The 18,309-nt window shown below is 49.5% G+C and carries 16 protein-coding genes; 3 read left to right on the top strand and 13 right to left on the bottom strand.

Translation table 11 applies throughout. The annotated features are described in order from the left end of the window. Nucleotides 1-10: 10 nt before the first annotated feature. From MKY74_RS12530 to MKY74_RS12515, 4 genes are all read right to left on the bottom strand, one after another. A complete protein-coding gene (locus MKY74_RS12530) occupies nucleotides 11-1,549 on the bottom strand; it encodes a response regulator (RefSeq protein ID WP_076169203.1) in 1,539 nt (512 codons plus the stop codon). Nucleotides 1,550-1,670: 121 nt separating this feature from the next. Beyond that, nucleotides 1,671-2,582, bottom strand: coding sequence for a carbohydrate ABC transporter permease (locus MKY74_RS12525; protein ID WP_076169204.1), 912 nt, complete (start codon nucleotides 2,580-2,582; stop codon nucleotides 1,671-1,673). A gap of 14 nt (nucleotides 2,583-2,596) precedes the next feature. Then, on the bottom strand, nucleotides 2,597-3,580 hold the full coding sequence (locus MKY74_RS12520) for an ABC transporter permease (RefSeq protein WP_076169205.1): 984 nt from the start codon (nucleotides 3,578-3,580) through the stop codon (nucleotides 2,597-2,599). Between the two features lie 80 nt (nucleotides 3,581-3,660). After that, nucleotides 3,661-5,316: an ABC transporter substrate-binding protein gene (locus MKY74_RS12515; RefSeq protein WP_076169206.1), complete on the bottom strand. Its 1,656-nt coding sequence runs from the start codon at nucleotides 5,314-5,316 to the stop codon at nucleotides 3,661-3,663. 314 nt (nucleotides 5,317-5,630) lie between these two features. On the opposite strand from MKY74_RS12515, the gene MKY74_RS12510 reads away from it, so the two are divergent. Further along, a complete protein-coding gene (locus MKY74_RS12510) occupies nucleotides 5,631-6,395 on the top strand; it encodes a helix-turn-helix transcriptional regulator (protein WP_076169207.1) in 765 nt (254 codons plus the stop codon). 18 nt (nucleotides 6,396-6,413) lie between these two features. On the opposite strand, the gene MKY74_RS12505 is transcribed toward MKY74_RS12510, so the two are convergent. From MKY74_RS12505 to MKY74_RS12465, 9 genes are all read right to left on the bottom strand, one after another. Next, nucleotides 6,414-7,958 carry a carboxylesterase/lipase family protein gene (locus MKY74_RS12505; protein WP_076169208.1) on the bottom strand — a complete coding sequence of 515 codons (1,545 nt, stop codon included), beginning with the start codon at nucleotides 7,956-7,958 and terminating at the stop codon, nucleotides 6,414-6,416. A gap of 53 nt (nucleotides 7,959-8,011) precedes the next feature. Further along, complete coding sequence (locus MKY74_RS12500; protein WP_076169209.1) at nucleotides 8,012-9,778, bottom strand: hypothetical protein; 1,767 nt, start codon at nucleotides 9,776-9,778, stop codon at nucleotides 8,012-8,014. Nucleotides 9,779-9,817: 39 nt separating this feature from the next. Continuing rightward, nucleotides 9,818-10,729: a carbohydrate ABC transporter permease gene (locus MKY74_RS12495; RefSeq protein WP_076169210.1), complete on the bottom strand. Its 912-nt coding sequence runs from the start codon at nucleotides 10,727-10,729 to the stop codon at nucleotides 9,818-9,820. Then, entirely contained in the window at nucleotides 10,726-11,646 is a 921-nt protein-coding gene (locus MKY74_RS12490; RefSeq protein WP_076169211.1) for an ABC transporter permease subunit, read from the bottom strand. Before MKY74_RS12490 ends, MKY74_RS12495 begins: the two co-directional genes overlap by 4 nt. 392 nt (nucleotides 11,647-12,038) lie before the next feature. Continuing rightward, the gene (locus MKY74_RS12485) at nucleotides 12,039-13,319 is read right to left on the bottom strand and encodes a glycoside hydrolase family 27 protein (protein WP_076169212.1); all 1,281 of its coding nucleotides are present in this window, start codon (nucleotides 13,317-13,319) and stop codon (nucleotides 12,039-12,041) included. 129 nt (nucleotides 13,320-13,448) lie between these two features. Further along, nucleotides 13,449-14,363 carry a helix-turn-helix domain-containing protein gene (locus MKY74_RS12480; protein ID WP_076169213.1) on the bottom strand — a complete coding sequence of 305 codons (915 nt, stop codon included), beginning with the start codon at nucleotides 14,361-14,363 and terminating at the stop codon, nucleotides 13,449-13,451. A 145-nt stretch (nucleotides 14,364-14,508) separates the two neighbouring features. Further along, nucleotides 14,509-15,132, bottom strand: a complete 624-nt coding sequence (rplD, locus tag MKY74_RS12475; RefSeq protein WP_076169214.1) for a 50S ribosomal protein L4 — start codon at nucleotides 15,130-15,132, stop codon at nucleotides 14,509-14,511. 347 nt (nucleotides 15,133-15,479) lie between these two features. After that, the gene (locus MKY74_RS12470; protein WP_076169215.1) at nucleotides 15,480-15,743 is read right to left on the bottom strand and encodes a CD3324 family protein; all 264 of its coding nucleotides are present in this window, start codon (nucleotides 15,741-15,743) and stop codon (nucleotides 15,480-15,482) included. Nucleotides 15,744-15,792: 49 nt separating this feature from the next. Then, the gene (locus MKY74_RS12465) at nucleotides 15,793-16,824 is read right to left on the bottom strand and encodes a Cfr family 23S rRNA (adenine(2503)-C(8))-methyltransferase (RefSeq protein WP_076169216.1); all 1,032 of its coding nucleotides are present in this window, start codon (nucleotides 16,822-16,824) and stop codon (nucleotides 15,793-15,795) included. Nucleotides 16,825-17,305: 481 nt separating this feature from the next. Here MKY74_RS12465 and MKY74_RS12460 point away from each other — a divergent pair, with 481 nt between their 5' ends. Together MKY74_RS12460 and MKY74_RS12455 are read left to right on the top strand one after the other, a co-directional pair. Beyond that, complete coding sequence (locus MKY74_RS12460; RefSeq protein WP_076169217.1) at nucleotides 17,306-17,725, top strand: DUF1259 domain-containing protein; 420 nt, start codon at nucleotides 17,306-17,308, stop codon at nucleotides 17,723-17,725. A 54-nt stretch (nucleotides 17,726-17,779) separates the two neighbouring features. Beyond that, nucleotides 17,780-18,199 (top strand): DUF1259 domain-containing protein, encoded by a 420-nt coding sequence (locus MKY74_RS12455; protein ID WP_076169218.1) that lies wholly within the window; start codon nucleotides 17,780-17,782, stop codon nucleotides 18,197-18,199. Nucleotides 18,200-18,309 lie beyond the last annotated feature (110 nt).

Raw genomic sequence — 18,309 nt, 5'->3', positions numbered from 1 at the left:
CATCATATTTTCAACCCTTCTTATAAACCGAAGGGGATATGCCGTTGATGGCTTTAAATTTGGCCGTAAACTGATCGGTATCGGCATAACCGACACGAGCCGCAATCTCGCGAATGTTCAAGTCGGTTCGCCGAAGAAGCTTCATAGCTTCTTCAATCCGCACGGCATGATAATATTCGTTAAAGGAAATGCCGAGTTTCTTCTTGAAGCGCTGTCCCAGATAGGCCGCATTGACATGCAGAACCTCGGCGATATCCTGCAGCTTCAGCTTCTCGGGATAATGATCACGGATAAATTCTATCGCTTTCGATATGTTTTGATCCGCCTGAACCCCATCTTCTTCAGCAAACCACTCCGCCGCTTCGCGAAGCTCGGTCAGGGTTTGTTGTTCAAGGTCGCTTTGCATCGTCAACGCCGGTGAGCCAGTAAACCATCTCCTCTCCCAGTCCGCTGTGCTGCTTCCCCTTCTGCCGATTTCATGGAGGAGTTCAACCTTGATATTGGCTGCATAAGCGCTGATCCACGGTTTTGAAGCGTGGTCTCCCGAAATGACGGCGAAAAACTCGTGCACACGACCGGGCAGCTCATCCACCCTGCCTTCCACAACCGCCTTTGTGAGCGATTTCATAAACGCAGAGGGAAGAAGGAGCTGCTGTTCCAGATTCTCCTCCTCATAATAGTAAACCTCTTGATGACGGTTATCGAGACGGGAAACCCCAGCGGCAACGGCTTCTTGGAAAACGGTGTTGAGAGAATACGGTCCTCTATGCTCATCGCTCACCGAGAAGGTGACATTCTCCTGATAATCGTTTCTAATGCATCGGATGAACCGGGTAACAAGAAGGGGAGTTAATTCCGGGCCGTCGGGGCCGGATATCAATACGTAGCCGTGCTTGTCCTGCCCGATCACGAAAGGAAGCACGGTAATATGCTCTATTTGCTGTTCGGCCAGACGGCTCAGCCGATCCAGCAGCTGACAGCCGCGAACATTTCCGTGCTCCAAAGCAGTTCCATACACGAGCATGCAGCGAATCCGCGATTCATCGCCGATGGGGAGCTGCCTAACCGCCTGCTCCAGCTCTTGCGGAGCGTATTCTCTTGTGAGAAGCTGCGAGAGCAGTTCTGTTTGGACATAGGCAGTCTCGGCTCTGCGGTACGCATCCGATTTCCGCTCGGACCGGATCTCCGAAGCTATGTTTTTCACGGCCGATTCCAACTCGCCCTCATCCAGAGGCTTGGTCAGATAGTTGCAAACGCCATATTGAATGGCTGTCTTGGCATATTGAAAATCAGCATATCCGCTTATAATAATAAATTTCGGTTGGAGAGACCCGCCCTGCACCTGCTTAATCAGCTCTAATCCATCAATGACGGGCATACGAACATCCGTAATGACCAAATCGGGATTGAGACTCTGGATTAGCTGCAAGGCGTCATCCCCATCCATAGCCGTACCACAAATCTCAAAGCCCAATTCGGTCCAGTCGACCAAAAAACACAGACCTTCCAGCATTAAGGGTTCGTCGTCGGCAAGTAAGACTTTAAGCATTTGGCATCACCGCTCCACCGATTGAATTTGCTTCATTATACACCCATGGAATAGGAGAAACCGTTCCGGCAGGCTGCCGGAACGGTACTGTTCTCGTCTGAAACGAGCACCCGAAAAATTTTTATTCTTTGACACTTCCCAAGTTCAAGCCTACCACAAAGTACCTTTGCAAAAAAGGATAAACGAATAATATCGGCATCGCGGTCACGATCGTGATTGCAGCCTGAATGGACGCCGGCGTTACCATGGCCTGGGTTTGGTTCGTATTAGCCCCTGCCATCATGGACGGATCGTTATTCGTGCTCATGGTCGATCCAAGCAGCTTCATCATTTCATACTGGAGTGAACTGAGGTTCTGTTCAGAAGAAGCGTACAGGAACGTGTCGAACCAGGAATTCCAGGAGCCTACGGCGATGAACAAGGCAATGGTCGCAAGGACGGGCGTACACAGCGGAAATACGATCCGCCAGAAAATCCGGAAATCACCGGCTCCGTCAATTTTGGCGGATTCTACCAGGCTCCCCGGGAGCGACCTGATGTACGTTCGGATCACGATCAGGTTAAATGCGCTGACCAAACCCGGCAGGATATAGACCCAGAAGCTGTTCCGCAAACCCAGGTCTTTGATCAAAAAATAGTTGGGAATCAAGCCTGCGTTGAAGTACATCGTCAATATAAACAGCATGCTTATTTTTTTGCGGAAAATATAGTGAGGCTGGGCCAATGTATAAGCCAGCATCGTCGTCAGAAATACGCCGAGCACGGTCGAAATGACGGTACGGGACACAGAAATGAACGCGGCGTGATAGATCGTGCCCGATACGAATACCGCTTTATAATTTTGCAGGGTCCAGGTGTGCGGCCAAACGTACACGCCCCCCTTCAGTGAATCGCTTCCGTCATTAAATGAAATCGCCATCGTATGAAGAAAAGGATACAGCGTGACAATGACGACAATCAGCATAAACAGGGTATTCAGCGTATGGAAAACGACGGGTTCCAGGCGAAACTGACTCTTGACTTCTGTTTTCATTTCCCCGTCCTCCTCTATACCAATCGTTCTTCGCCAAGACGCTTTGCGATGGAATTCGCAATGAATACGAGTATGACGCTCACGATCGTTTTAAATATGCCTGCAGCCGTGGCAAGAGAATAATTCCCCATCGATATCCCGTACTTCAGCACGAAAATATCAATCGTTTGCGACCAGTCCACGACCAGGCCGTTTCCCAGCAAATACTGAACCTCAAATCCTGCATCCAGGATATGCCCGATATTCATAATGAGCAGAATGATAAAAGTCGACTTGATCCCGGGGAGCGTCACATACCTCATTTTATGAAACCTGCCTGCACCGTCGATGGAAGCTGCTTCGTAAAGGGACGGATCGATCGAGGTAATGGCAGCCAAATAGATAATCGTATTCCAGCCAACCTCTTTCCAAACGTTCGACAGCCCGACGATTCCCCAAAAATAGTGTCCTTTACTCAGCCACATCACGGGCTGATCAATCAGATGCAGCTTCATGAGCACGGTGTTGACGATGCCGTCATCCACAGATAAGGAAGTCGCAACAATGCCTGCTGCGATGACCCATGACAGAAAATGCGGCAGATAGGATATGGTTTGTACCGTCCTTTTAAAGAACCGCACCTTGATTTCGTTCAGCAGCAGTGCCAAGGCAATCGCCGTTACAAAACCCAAAACCAGGTTGATGAAACTCATGGCAATCGTATTTCGCAGCACCCCAAGGAAGGCATCGTCCTGAAACAGAAAACGGAACTGCTGCAGTCCAACCCAATCCTGTTTCCAGAAGGACAGGGCCGGACGATAGTTTTGAAAAGCCATCAGCCATCCCCAGACGGGGACATATGAAAAAATGATTAAGTAAATGGCAATCGGAACCGACATGAATATCAGCTGTTTTTGGGCTTTCAGGGTTTTCCAGCTCAGGCTGACTCCAATTTCCGGGTCCACTCTCTTCTTCTTCTTCTTGCTCTTGACCTCCCCGGTCAGCACGATTTCAGACATCTCGTTGTTCCCCTCCCTTATGACATTTCCAATACGGGGCGGGGAATGAATTCCCCGCCCCGTTTGGATTTCTACAGCTCTTACTTGCTGCTCCAGTTCTTAATCCGCCATTGAATTTGTTCATTCATGCGGTCTTCATAAGCCTTAATATCCAGCTTGTGGATCTGATTCACATAATCCTGCCATACACTATCAAATTCCGAAGGGGAAGCCATAATCGCTTTCGGCAAATATTTGACCGACAGGTCGTTTAATTTGGTGCTGGCTAGTTGAGCGGCCGAGCCGTCCTCCAGAATGATGGTATAAGCCGGGAAATATACCGGGTTCGGGCCGGGCTCCTTGAAAAATTCCGCCCAGGTTTTATGATTGTATGCTTTTAAGATCTCTTGATCATAAGGCTTCAAGCTATCGTAAAATTCCTGCGGCTGGGTTCCGGGATCCGTCGCGTTGCCATCACTGTAAGATCCCTGCATTTTAGGCATGTATCCAAAGAACGAATCTGCCTTGTTCGCTAATTTCCAGGTATTGTTGTCCGCATTTTTCCGCTGCTCCGGAGTCCGGTAGAACGTGCCGTCTTCTTTAACCTCATAATCTTCTCCCTTGATTCCCCATTGCAGCGTCTTCTGCCAATCCTCTGTCATCAATGCATCCATAAACTTAATGATCCGAACCGGATCTTTGGCTTTTACGGAAATACCAAACCCGCGATTGAGGTTTAACCCTCCGCGATCACGATAGTATTCCTTTGCACCGGGATACATGAGCGGAAAGCCGACGTAAGTGCTTCCAATTTTCCCTTGGGAAATCAAGGAATTCTCACCATCTTGGAAGTTCCAATGCTGATCGAACATGCCGATCACTCGCCCGCTGGCGATTTTGGCCAGGTACTGGTCATAGTTCTGCACGAAGGCCTCTTTATCCAGCAAGCCCTGTGCGTTCACTTCATTCAGCTTCTTATAGTAGGTTTTCGCGATATCCTTGTCCGCAAAAATTTGCGCCTTGTTGTTGTCCACGATCACGCCGCCGTCATTAGGGTGACCGGATAAATGCTCCGGCGCGTTCTGGAGCGGAAATACCCTCCAGTCAAAATTCAAGGTTTCAAATCCGATCATATCCGGATGCTTGGCCTTATATTTCGCGATAATATCAAAGTACTCTTCTAGCGTTTTCGGTGTAGGATAGCCCATTTCTTTCAAAACATCCTTTTGCAAATAGAACCCCGGCCCCTGATAGGTCGTATCGTGAACCGAACCGGTATACACGCCGTAGCTTGGGAGTACATAAATATGTCCGTCCTTCGGATCCTTCATTTGATTCCATACTTCCGCATAATGCTTCTTCAAATTGGGCGCATACTTCTCAATTAAATCTTCCAGCGGAATATAAGCCCCCGCATTGATCAGTTTGTCATTGCCCGAGATGAGATCCGGGTAGTCGCCGCCTGCGATCATAACGCCCAGCTTCTGCTGCAGATCCCCGACCAAAAATTCCATATTCAGACTGACGCCGGTTTTTTCTTTAATCAATTTATAAATTTTGTTGTCGGCCGTAGGCTGCTGGCCCGGGGCGTCCATAAACACAGACAGGGTAATGGGTTTCGTATCGTCCCCGCTTGATTCAGCCGTCGATCCCCCGCCGCTCGTTTTTCCTGATCCGCTGCAGCCGGATAGCAGCAGTGCCGTAGAAATCATGCCGATACACAAAATGATGAGTGAACGTTTTACCTTTTTGCGCATTTCTTTGTGCCCTCCCCTTTTTCATCTATTGTCACATATTCTCACCTGGTGATAACTAAATTATATCTTTCTAGAAATCGCTTACAATTCACAAACTCAAGATGTTCCCCCTAAAAATATAGTCGCCCAAGGTTTAACACAAACAAGCGCCCCGCGGCGAATTGACGGCAGCCGCGAGGCGCTTGTAAACGGTGGATCATCTCATGACCCGGTCACTGAACATATTTCCTGATGCTAAGGTAGAACTCATAGGGTTTCGTTCATATTTTCCTTGTTATAGTATAGTAGAAACATCATTCCAAGGAGGGATAAGGATGGCCCGTATTCATTTTGTTGAGTATAACACGACGCACCCAAGCAACTTTGTGATCGATGTTCCCGTGGGTCATCACTGGCTTCTTGTCATCACCAAGACTCCCGCGCAGTTCTGGGTCAATGGTGCGCTGAAGGAATATCCTACGCACAGCGTTATCCTTTACCGCCCGCAGCAGAAAGTGTATTATCGGGCCTGCGCCGATCAATTCATCAATGACTGGATCCGCTTTGAATCTAATGAGCCCTATATTACGGAATCGCCGCTGCCGCTCGGAGTCCCCTTTTCCCTGGATGATCCGGACTACTGCCGCAAGCTGTTTGAACTGTTGACCATCGAACACAACTTTCATCGGGATTACAGGGCTTCGTCCATCGACTGTTTGCTGCGGACGCTGTTCAACAAGCTGTTGGAATCTTATTTTCACGAACCGATTACGCCTCAGTATTATAACTTGTTGAAGCTTCGAACCGCGATCCAGAACGATCCGGGCGATTACTGGACGATTGCGAAAATGGCCGAATATCTCGGAATCAGCCCAGGCTACCTGCAGAGCATCTACAAAAAAACCTTTAAGGTCACCTGCATGGAAGACGTCATCAACAGCCGAATCCGGTTGGCCAAAGAATATTTAATTCACAGCACCCAAAACATTGCTGAAGTCGCCTCCCGATGCGGGTATCAAAATGTGGAGCACTTCTGCAGACAGTTCAAACAGATGACAGGCTATTCACCAAGAAAATTCCAGGAGCATAAACAAGCTTGATATCCATATCACGCCATGCTAAGCCTCTGGTTGCAAGACGGGTCTGTTCTTCTTGAAATATTGGCGCACCAGAAATTTCATGATCTCGCTCGGCTGCTCTTGGGAAAATTCAGCCTGATCCGCAAAGAGCATTCCATAAGGGGCTTCCGGGGTATAAGGCTCCCATCGCGGCAGTTCCTCTCCCGTTGCATCCAGCCCGTTCGGATCACCGTTACGGATGAAGTTCGCCCAGTAATTGCACATCTGGCGGGCCAAATCGTAATGCTTGCCGACAAACGGCCGCCAGCATTTCGCCAGCGTTTCGAAGAAAAACCAGAGATCTACCGAGTGGAAGGTGCCCGGATCATCCCAGCCGGGGATCTCGGCATCAAAATTGTAATAGTACAATGGCGTACCGGAGCCGGTCTCGGCATTGGCCTGTGCGGCGATGCGGATCGCATATTCGATGCCGCTCACCGCAGCCTTCTGCCGGCTCTCCTCCACGTTGGCCGATGGCGCGCCACACAGTTCCAGGAACGCCTCTGCGTCGTCTCCAAACATGTCTTCGGCCAGCTTCTTGAATTCTTCAGGCGTATGGACATCCGGAGTACTGAAGAACTCGGAGGACGTGTGGCCAAACATGACCGGCACGTTCCAGCGCTTGTTCTCAAGGAACAATTCAAACGGATTGCCTACGCTGAACACCTGATCTGCGACGGTGCCCCAGAATCCCTTGTATTGCACAGCCTTGTCGCGGAGAGTGACGGCATCCAGCTGCCGGGCTTCCGCAAGTGAAGATACGCCAAGGTATTCAAAAAATTTCACGCCATCCTGTTCGGCCTCAGCCAAATGACTCCGAAGCGGGGGAACGCGAGTCCCCGGATACAGCTTCGTGTAGATTCCGCTTTGAATGATCGCCTTTTGAAACAGCCCCTCATTCTGAGGCGAAGTCAGCTGTGTCATCACGCTGCCGCCGCCGGCGGACTGACCGCCGATCGTGATGTTGTCCGGGTCGCCGCCGAAAGCCGCAATATTGCGCTTGACCCATCTGGTGGCCGCCTGCTGATCGAGATTGCCGAAGTTAGCCGGCGCTTCGGGCGCTTCCGCCGTAATTTCCGGATGGCATAAAAATCCGAACACATTGAGGCGGTAGTTGATCGTGACGACCACGATCCCTCTTCTGGCGATGCGCTCACCGTCGAACTCCATTTCAGCCGTATGGCCGACCTGAAGACCTCCGCCAAAATACCACACGTAGACCGGCAGCTTCTCATCGGTCCGATTAGCCGGGGTCCATACGTTCAGGTAGAGACAGTCCTCGTCCATGGCGATGTCCGGTTCCACGGCCCATTCCCGGGTATAGATATTGTTTTCGTCGATCTCCTGCCTTACCTGCATCGAGATCGGCGCGAATTCGTACGCCTTAAGCACGCCTTCCCAGTCGTTGGCCGGCTGCGGGGCACGCCACCGGTTGTCGCCTACGGGCGGAGCGGCGAATGGGATTCCTTTAAAACTGGTGATTCGGGGGTCGGCTGCTGGTAGTCCCTGCACCACCCCGTTTTCAACTTGTACGATTCGAAGCATGTGTAACGTCTCCCTTCATCGTTAGAATTCACTGGCCTTCACAGCCCCTGCTCTTATTTGCCGGCCGATGCCTCGGAACGCATTTGAACGATTTTTTGCGCTTTTGCCGTATCCGCAGCAAGTACGTCATTCCAGCCGAGACCTGCCACATCCGTTTTCATCTTTGCCCACAGCTGGTCAAACTCCGCCTGATCCTTCGCAAACACCATTTTCCAGGATGCATTTTTTACATAGTCCGAAATCTGGCTCCGTTTATTTTTAATATCCGACGAGTCGACGCCGAAGCTTGTATTGATATTCGGCACGATGTCGATCATCTTATTTTTCTGATAGTAGTCTGTTGCGTTCTTGGCGTCGTAGGTTTTTTGCCAGTCCGTGGTCAAGGCGGTCTTGTTAGCTTCTATAGTGGAACTCCAGTAATTGTTGTTATAGAATTCGCCGGTGTCCGGATCCTTGACAAAATCGCTCATGATCATGCTATTGATCTTGCTCTGTCCGTCCTGGTATCCGCCGCCTCCATATTGATCCGGTACGGGGGTGTTCTTCTGGAAAGCGGTTTGCCCTGTTTCGGTCAGCTTGAACTTGCCGTCATCCGTCTTTTCGTAATTGAACCCTTCAAAGCCGTTCGTGTAGTAGCGCAAGCCCTCGGGAGAAACCGACCAATCCAGGAATTCCATGATCCTTTCGGGATTTTTGGCCTTTGAACCGATGGCAAAAACCCTGCCGTTGCCGTAGTAGGCATCACTGGTCTGAATGATCCGGGAATCCGCGATTGGAACTGAAACGTAGCCGTCGCCGTTTTTACCCCTTTCAATGGAATTGTAGAACCCTCTTTGCCAGGAATACCATAAGAGGAGCACCTGTTTGTTGGTCAGTTTTTCAGAGACTTTGTTCCAATCCTGCGACGCGGAATCCGGATCGATCAGCCCCATCTGATTGGCCGTAAAATAAAATTGCAAAATCTTTTTGTACATGCTGTTATCATCGATGAGCGGAACGATATCGCCTTTCGCATTCAGCTGTAAGGTTGAAGTTCCGTCAGGCTGCTCATAGCCGTACCAGTTGCTCAGCCAGCGTACGTTCTCCATCCCTCCGCCATCCCAATCCTTCCACAGGGTGATCGGTACGATCGGTTTCCCGTCCGGAGTCTTGGGATACTTCTCCTGCATTTTTTTCAGTACATTCAGGAGGTCGGTCAAATTGTTCAGCTTGGGTGCCCCTACCCCCTTGTAATAATCCCAGGGCAAAATGGGGCTGGAATAAGGCTGGTCTTCCGAGAAGGTCGTTGGCGAAGTATCGGCTGTAAACGTCGGTAACGCATAAATTTTGCCGTCCGGATTCACTTTATCGAAAGCTTCGTTGAAAGGTTTAAAGTGATTATCCACATACTGGGACAAGTACTTGGTGTTCTTGACCTTATCCGTCAAGTCCATAATGAGACCGGCCGGGATGAGCTCTTCCAGCTGACTGTTATCGATGATCAGGAGATCCCCCAAATTTCCTGCTGCCGACCTCGTCTTGTATAACTGATCCCCGGCAACCTGCGGAGCAAGTATGTTCAGCGTCAGATTAAACTTGTCTTTAAGCAGCTTGCCATACCATCCGGTCTGCTCGCCCTGGTAATTCGCCGCGTTATCGAACACCGTAATCGTCAGCGGCTTGCTGTGATCGATGGCTGTGTTATTCTCGGAAGTCTTTGTATCGGTACCCGGCTCCTCATTGGATCCGCTTCCACAGCCGGCCAGCCCGACCGAGGCGATGAAGAGGCAAGCGAACAATAGCATGACCGATTTTTTTGCTGCTTTCCTGCTTTTACTCATTGACCATCCTCCTAATCCATTTTTAATCCCATGCGAAAATCAACCTTTGACCGCCCCGATCATAATTCCCTTGACGAAAAACCTCTGGAAGATCGGGTAGACGAGTAATATGGGGGCAACGACGATAATGGTAACGGTCATGCGAATGGAAGTCGTGGTTTGCTCTGTGGCTAGACTGGCTATGGCCGTCGAACCGGCATTTTGCAGGTTAACCATGGTCGATAATGAGCTCGCCTGATTGATATAGTTATAGAGAATAAATTGCAGCGTGTATAATTTGCTGTCCGTAACGAGCAGCAGCGTATCCTGAAAAGAGTTCCACTGATCCACTGCAGTAAATATCGCGACCGTCGCCAAGATCGGCTTGCTTATCGGCAATATGATCCTGAAGAAGATCATCATCGTGCCCGCTCCGTCGATGCTTGCCGCCTGCTGCAATTCCTTCGGCGTCGATTCCACGAAGGTCTTGACCAGAATGATGAAGAACGGGGCTACGATCGTCGGCAGAATGTATGCCAAAAAATTGTTGGTCAGATGCAGGGAACGCATGGTGAGATACCACGGAATAATGCCGGCGTTAAAGAACATGGTGATGACGGTGAACCGGTACCAGAATCTTCTCCCCCACATATCCTCTTGGGAGAACATAAATCCCAAAAAGGCGGAGGCCCCTACCGTCAGCAGAGTTCCGATCACGGTTCTGCCCAGGGAGATCAAAGCCGCATTCCCCAATCCCGGTATTTTAAAAACGTCCAAATAGTTCTGGAAATGGATATGCAGCGGATAAAAGACGACGTCCCCCCGGGCACTGATATCGTTTGCGCTTATCGTATTAATGATGATGGAGTAGAACGGATATACGCATACGCAAGCAAACAGGGAAAAAAGGACGTAGATCAATACGGTGATCATTTTGTCTGTCGGGCTTACCTGAACTGCAGCTTTTCTCATACGATACTCTCTCCTCTTAACAATTTGGAGAATCCGTTTACCGAAAAGAGAAGAACAACACTAATCAAACTCTTCAGCATACTGATTGCGACCGATACGGAGTAGCTGCCGCCCCCCATCGCCAAGTTATAAACATACAGGTCCAGAACTTGTATATTTTCCTTGTTGAATGCATTCTGGAATACGAAATATTGCTCCAAGCCATTATTCAGAAAGCTGGCGATCTGCAGCATCAGCAGAACAAAATACGTCGGGAGCATGCTCGGCAGGATGACGTTCCATATCACCTGCATTCTCGTTGCCCCGTCCACATGGGCCGCCTCATAAAGGGAATCATCAATTCCCGTAATCGCCGCTATGTATAAGATGGCGGACCAGCCTAACGTTTTCCAGATCGTCCACAGCCACATGGTGATCCAGACATGATCGGAGTTCTGAAGGAATAAAATCGGGGAATCGATCAGTCCCAGCTGCTTCAACAGACCGTTGACGATGCCTTCGCTGGAAAACATGGAAAACGCCAAAGAATATACCAGTACCCAGCTGATGAAATTCGGCAGGGTCGTTACCGTCTGCACAAACTTCCGGAACCGCACGGCCTTTATTTCGTTCAGGAATATGGCAAAAATCATGGGGAGCCAGGAGAACAGCAGCCCCAATCCACTCATCCCGAACGTGTTCTTGATGACCTGGAGCAGCTGGTCGATCTTGACCTGGTTTTCGATCAAGGAACGAAACCACTGTAAGCCGACAAACGGAGATTTGGACAACGGAATCGGCGGCGAGTAGTCGAAGAATGCATAGACCCATCCGTATAGCGGATAGTAGGCAAAGACAGCAAGCAAAAGCATGAACGGAAGTATGTAGAGGAATTTCCTGAAAGATATGCCTTTCGTGCTGTACTCTCGTATGCGCATCGTGTCACCTTCCCTAAAGATTCGTAGATTTGACGGGGAACCACAATATCACTCCCAGCCAATCATTCGAAAACGCTTTCAATAATAAGCAAAAAACGCTCTGACCCCATCCATTTCTCCAATCACAATGGTCTCATCTGTTTTTTCGGAACACCTCCATACATTCTCTCAAGATATCATTGTATCTCTATATGACTTGCACTAAATTTAAAAAAATTGTAAATGACTCCCCTGATTTAAACAATGATCTATACCAACATCTAATTGATATATCGTCACATCGGGCAGCCAGGGCCGTACAGAGCTTTATGAATTCGATCATCTTAACAAAAAGGAAGCCTATCTATAAAAGATAGACTTCCTCTGATCATGTCTGCATCAACAAAAGGGTGTTATTCCGCTATAAGCCGGAACAAAGAAGCTCCATGCGGCGGAACGGCAGAAGCCAATGTGCCGCCCAGCTCCCTGCGCTCCTCTCCGGTCCACAAATTTCGCGCATGCGCCGAGCCGGAAATGCCCAGCTCAGCCAGCGACACGGAAACTTCGGCAGCCTCCTCGCCGGTATTGAACAGCGCGGCGTAACGCTCGCCATGAGGACCCTCAGCAGCCCATATCACTCGGCCTTCGCTCCGGCTCACCTGGCGGGCGCCGAAGCTGTGCTGATGCATGTCCAGCACGTCCCGGTTCGTCAGCAGCGATAACGTCCACTCGTCGTTGTCGCGCATCTCCCCGCCGAACATAAGCGGCGAGCGGAAGATCGTCCACAGCGTCATCATCGTCAGCTGCTCGTCACGCGTAAAGTTCGTCATCCGGTCGGGATGACTGCAGCGGACGCCGATGCGGCCCAGCGGGAGCATGTCGCAATCCGGCCAGCAGCCGGGCTTCGGCCGTCCCTGCCAGGTTTCGCAGCGGTCGAACATATCAAGCAGCAGCGGCCAGCGGTCCCAGAAATCGTCGGTCATCCGCCACATGTTGGCATGGGTTTCAAGGAAATCGGCATGCTTCACAGGTGCGGGTCCCGGCGACAGGCTCAGCACCATCGGCCGGCCGGCATGGTCGATCGCCTTGCGGATCAGCTCTATTTCCGCCAAATGCGGCCCTCCGTGCAGCCAAGAATCCGCAATGTCATCCACCTTGACGTAATCGACGCCCCATTCGGCGTACAGCTCAAACAAGGAATGATAGTATTCCTGAGCCCCTTTCTTGCCCGCGTCGACGCCATACATGTCCGTGTTCCACCCACAGAAAGAGCAGGTATGGGCGATATCCCGGGCCGTAACGTTCGTGCCCTTGATCGGCGTATTATCATGTACGGCCTGCCGTGGAATGCCTCGCATGATATGGATGCCGAATTTTAGTCCAAGGCTATGTACGTAATCCGCCAGCGGCTTGAAGCCCTGGCCTCCCTCCGCAGACGGAAAGCGGTTCACTGCTGGAATGAGGCGCGAGTAACCGTCGGTTTCCAGCCGGACGAAGGGCCTGTACAGGTCTGAGACCGCTCCCGGCTCGTACCACTGAATATCGACGACAATGTATTCCCAGCCGTAATCCTTTAAATGGCGTGCCATATATTCGGCATTGCCCCGAACTTCCGCTTCCGTAACGGTTGCGCCGTAACAATCCCAGCTGTTCCATCCCATAGGGGGTGTTGGTGCAAACGAATGATGCTGCATGACGTTCCTCCCGAATTGATTTCGTATCATAAAATTGCTTTTACGCCTCCTATATTACGTCCGGGAAGAACAACGTTTCCATAGTAATCTTTCTTCTATTACAGCAAAATATTGCGGTTTATTCGCCGACTAATCAGAAAAACGTCTATCGACGTTATAATCTTCAAAAAACATCCGGCTGAACGTCAGCTGCCCCTCTTCGGAGCGGAAGCCCCCGGGTGTCAGCCCGGTCATCTTGCGGAATACCTTGATCAGGTAACTGCCGCCGGAATATCCGACCTGCTCCGCGATCTGTTCAATGCTCATATCCGTCTGCCGGAGCAGCCGCATCGCTTGTTCAATGCGGACCCGGTTTAAATATTCGCTCGGCGTCTGGCCGACCGCAGCCGCAAACGTGCGCAGCAAATGGTATTTGGACCACCCGAGCCGGTCCGACAGCTGGTCCAGGCTGATCATCGAACGGTAATTCGCATCCATATACTCGGCGGCCTGGCGCACTTTCTCCGGCCAGTTCCGTCGCTCGTCCTGCGGCGCTACCGCATACCGGCACAGCTCAGAAATGAAAGAGTATACACAGGAAGAGGCCGTGTAAGGGTCGGTAATCCGGCCGTGGCCCGCCTGATCCCAAATCTCCAGCAGCGCGCGGACAGGCCGGCTTGTGGGCGGCAGGTAGGGAGCCTCTCCCAACCGCAGCTTTGCTTCCTCCCAATTCGGCAGGATGAGCGATGGCCGCATCAGAATAAACACGAAGGACCAATGTGACCCATCCGCCGGAAAATAGTAGCGGTGATCACCCGGGATTTCGGCCATAATTGCCCGTCCCTGATCGATCTGGTACGTCTCCGTCCCCGACTCGAACATGCCCTCGCCCTCCAGCGTATACTGGAACAACAGCAGCGGACCGTCCTTCCGCTCCTCCCCGTCCCATCGGTACGACGGATGCCTGATCTCGTCCCGCCCGACCGCAAACAATTCGCACAGCGCCAGGTGCGAAGGCGCCGTGAAACGAAAGCCGTATGTGCCTGTCTCCGTACCGGATGCCATGCACTTCCCTCCTGTTCAAACATGATCTTTATATGATAGGGCTTAGCTATAACTATAATCCTTCATCGTTCATGCGCAAACTAAAAAGCCTGATCCTCTTCGGATTCAGGCTAATACTGAGGCGTATGATATATAGGATTCCTTCCTAAACATAGATCTCCGTAACCACTCTCACAGCATCTTTAGTGATTATGAACTTATCGCAATTCAGAATGTCATATACATTCAGCGAATCGGCTTCTGTGGTTTGCACACCCGGAATGTTATTTGCGCTTTTAAAGATCATATGATCTTTTTCAGGTAAGACAATGAGCGCTTTTCGATCGGCACCCAGAGCATTCAGCATGGCAACGATGGTCTTTGTCCTGTAACTCTCTAAATGAATGCGGTCGACGACAATGAGCTCGTTATTTTGTACTTTAGCCGACAAAGCCGATTTGAGCGCCAGACGCTTGACCTTTTTATTCAGGTGATAACCATAATCGCGAGGTTTGGGGCCAAACGCAATCCCTCCATGACGCCAGTGCGGCATACGAATCGAACCCGCTCTGGATCGGTCGATTTTATTTTGTTTATATGGCTTTCGGCCTCCGCCTCTAACTTCGCCGCGGGTTAAGGTGGAATGCGTCCCGCTGCGCTTATTCGCGAGAACATTGACCACCGCTTCATGTAAAACGGATTCGTTCGGGACTATGCCGAAGATGGATTGTTCGAGCTCCATTTCACCGATCACTCTACCATCCATATCATATACTGAAATCTTTAACAATCTAACTACCTCCTGATGATCCTCTAGACTTAATGGGCATTATATGCGAAGTACGTTCAGCCCTTAAGCAAGCATAAATAGCGATAATTAGTTGTTACCCGTATGATTTATCTTCTTACTTTTATGCTCACTTAAACTACAACCGAAATATTTACGATGGCATTCATGACTTTGACCCCCTCTTCCCTGCCTACATTTATACGTTAACAGATTGGATTTTCCTGATCTATATACCGAATGATGCTGTAGCATTTCGTAGCAACAACGTAAAAACCCCCCTGCAAGTCACACCATGCTTTCCTTTAGCACGATTTGCTTGAGGGGGGAATCCACTTCTACTTCTACTTCTACTTCTGATAAATTATTTTTCTGATCGCATAGGTCGATAAATGGAACGATTCCGAAAGCTCCTCGACAGATGCTCCCAGTATATATGCTTTCAGTATTTCATGGTTTCTTTTATTAATCTCTTGTCGGGCGCCGGATAGCTCTCCCCAGCTTCGATGTTGATTTTTTATAGCCGGTATATAGAGGTATTCCCCTTGTACAAATTCCTGTAATTTTTCAACCAATTCCTCCGGCAGGACGGCAGAGGCGTTAATGTATCTCACTGAGACTCACTCCTTGAAAAAATGGTTCAGGCAGCAAAATTTCAAAATCTCACTGTGATCCGTACAGCTGACCGCATGCTGCGTTGATATCGGAACCGAACTGGGTTCTGACGGTAACATGGACTCCTTTGGTCTTTAAGATTTTAAGGAACATGCTGATTCCGCTGTGATCCGATTCTTTATAACTTTGCGGGGTGGCTGTGGTGGCATTGTAAGGGATGAGATTGACGTGATATAAATGTTCCCATGGTCCTCTTCCCCGCAGTAAATCAGCAACCGCTTCAGCGTGCTTGGCCGAGTCATTGATTCCCCTCAAAAGGATATAAGCAATGTATACCTTTCGTTTCGTCGTTTGAATATGCTCATCAAGCACTTTCATCACTTCTTCCAGCGGAAAATGATGATTGATGGGCATGAGCTCGCTTCTCTGATCCGGAAATGGGGAGTGGAGAGAAAAGGTTAGATTCATCTGCGGAAAATCCTTCATTAATTTCTTTACTCCAGGCAGTATGCCTATGGTAGACACCGTAATTCTCCGATGACCCAGGCCAAAAAGCTCAGGATCGGTCAGCACATGTAAGGCATCAAACACATACGGATTTGCAAGGGCTTCGCCCATCCCCATAAAGGACACGCTGTCCAATGGGTAGCCGTTCAAATGGAAATAAAGAAGCTGGTCCGTGATTTCATCCGCTGTGAGATTTCTCTTCAACCCCAGCGTTCCCGTAGCGCAAAAGGTACAGCCAAACCCGCAGCCGCACTGGGATGAGATACAATAGGATTCCCACCCGTTTTTATAACTTAACTTTACGGACTCGATGTGCTCGTCGCCAGGGATGGCAAAAAGAATTTTGCTTACTTGCTTGGACTGCTGCACGATTTTGGGCGTAATGCTCAGCACAGGGTTGCCAATCTCCTTGATGAATTCGTTTCTTACGGCTTTAGGCAAGCTGCTCATTTCTTCAAAATGTCCGATTTTCTGCTTGAAAATAGCATCAGTTATTTGCTTGTATCTATAATCCGGTTGTTTCAGGATAGATAGGATCTGACGGATTTTTTCATACTTAGTGATGTGCTTCAACGTTAACGATCTCCTTTTACACGGAGACAACGCAAAAAAAAGCACCAGCATACCGGTGCTTTCTTGCGATACATTAACCAAGCTATACACAAACAAGCGACTATTTTAAAAACAAGTCACCTGCGATGTTTATGCATAGAAGGATAAAGCTCCGGTATCCGATTTGTGATTTGGTGAACCTTGCCCAGCATTGCTCCCGAAGACAGGTTCACCTGATCATCTACAATCTCAGAAATCGTCATCGCTTTATCCCTCCCTGTTCATTTGATATGGATGAAACTATCACAAAATGCCTCTCCCCGTCAAGCATTTGTCATGCTGCTCTGGAAGAAAACACGATACGGGTTCAGATAACGGACCGGCCTGCTCATGATGCAGCATCGGTCGTTCGTTTTTTATGCGAGTACCCTACGCTATCAGTCCATACCTCTTGCTTCCTTGATCATAGAATACATAGAACTTGATTAAAGGAGGACTTATGATGGCGGAACAAGTAAAGGTTAGCCCGCAGTTCAAAAGACTTTGTACCCAATTCGGAAAAATATTGGGCGGCGAATCGGAAATTGAAGCAGGTCCGGTTTGCTTTGTTACGCGGATGACGAATTTAAGAGAAACCATTCTTGGCAAAAGAACACGTTCCCCTTTGGTTCAAATGCAAATGTTTTCCTTCGAATCTCTTGATAAGTCGGGCCGCGCGCTTTGTTTGGGTGAAACGGCCGTTCACCAAAATCAGGTGAATCGGTTGATGTCGAACCTCCGTAAACGCGGGATTAAAGTAACCGCAGTCCATAACCACTGGCTGAAAGAGCAGCCTCGCTTAATGTATATGCACTGGGAGTCTATTGACAATCCGGTTGCATTCGCCAGAAAAACAAAAGAATCCATTAAATTCCTGGGCTAACACGGTTAAACGGGCAGGCTGTATTTATATCATTTCATGGGAGGATGATTTCGGATGGCGCAAGTTAAAGTAAGTCCTCGCTTTAAAAAACTTTGTAACGAATTCTCAGCTATTTTAGGTGGAACCGAGCACGAAATTACGAAAGGTCCGGTTTGTTTTGTCTCCAGAAACCGGGTCATTAGAGCCTCGATTTTAGGAAGACGTACCACTTCTCCTTTGGTCCGCTACCAGCTCTTCTCCTTCGAATCCCTGAACAGTTCAGGCAAGGCACTCTGTTTAGGCGAAACCGCTCTCTTCCAAAGTCAAGTCAACCGCTTGCTGAGCAATCTCCGCAAAAACGGGATTAAAGTAACGGCCGTCCACAATCACTGGTTATTCGAGAATCCGCGCTTGATGTACGTTCACTGGGAGTCGATCGATGATCCCATTGCATTTGCCAGAAAAACCAAAGAATCCATTAAGTTTTTGGGCTGAGGAGCAACAAGGAGTAAAGCGCTTCACGCACCGGCTGCACAGCATTAAAAAAAAGTCCCCGGGTTTTCGAGCTCGGGGACTTAGGCGTTATTTATGAATAAGTTGGGGCC

It is taken from the genome of Paenibacillus sp. FSL R5-0378 (genome assembly GCF_038009285.1).
GTDB lineage: Bacteria > Bacillota > Bacilli > Paenibacillales > Paenibacillaceae > Paenibacillus_AQ > Paenibacillus_AQ favisporus.
The sequence above is the reverse complement of the archived record's forward strand: the minus strand, read 5'-3'. Positions and strand labels throughout refer to the sequence as shown.

Bases quoted from the DNA above. Each gene is read 5' to 3' on its own strand.
- MKY74_RS12505 (WP_076169208.1), bottom strand. From the start codon at position 7,958: ATGCTTCGAATCGTACAAGTTGAAAACGGGGTGGTGCAGGGACTACCA.
- MKY74_RS12495 (WP_076169210.1), bottom strand. From the start codon at position 10,729: ATGAGAAAAGCTGCAGTTCAGGTAAGCCCGACAGACAAAATGATCACC.
- MKY74_RS12480 (WP_076169213.1), bottom strand. From the start codon at position 14,363: ATGGCATCCGGTACGGAGACAGGCACATACGGCTTTCGTTTCACGGCG.
- MKY74_RS12485 (WP_076169212.1), bottom strand. From the start codon at position 13,319: ATGCAGCATCATTCGTTTGCACCAACACCCCCTATGGGATGGAACAGC.
- MKY74_RS12500 (WP_076169209.1), bottom strand. From the start codon at position 9,778: ATGAGTAAAAGCAGGAAAGCAGCAAAAAAATCGGTCATGCTATTGTTC.
- MKY74_RS12520 (WP_076169205.1), bottom strand. From the start codon at position 3,580: ATGTCTGAAATCGTGCTGACCGGGGAGGTCAAGAGCAAGAAGAAGAAG.
- MKY74_RS12460 (WP_076169217.1), top strand. From the start codon at position 17,306: ATGGCGGAACAAGTAAAGGTTAGCCCGCAGTTCAAAAGACTTTGTACC.
- MKY74_RS12490 (WP_076169211.1), bottom strand. From the start codon at position 11,646: ATGCGCATACGAGAGTACAGCACGAAAGGCATATCTTTCAGGAAATTC.
- MKY74_RS12525 (WP_076169204.1), bottom strand. From the start codon at position 2,582: ATGAAAACAGAAGTCAAGAGTCAGTTTCGCCTGGAACCCGTCGTTTTC.
- MKY74_RS12530 (WP_076169203.1), bottom strand. From the start codon at position 1,549: ATGCTTAAAGTCTTACTTGCCGACGACGAACCCTTAATGCTGGAAGGT.
- MKY74_RS12515 (WP_076169206.1), bottom strand. From the start codon at position 5,316: ATGCGCAAAAAGGTAAAACGTTCACTCATCATTTTGTGTATCGGCATG.
- MKY74_RS12510 (WP_076169207.1), top strand. From the start codon at position 5,631: ATGGCCCGTATTCATTTTGTTGAGTATAACACGACGCACCCAAGCAAC.
- MKY74_RS12455 (WP_076169218.1), top strand. From the start codon at position 17,780: ATGGCGCAAGTTAAAGTAAGTCCTCGCTTTAAAAAACTTTGTAACGAA.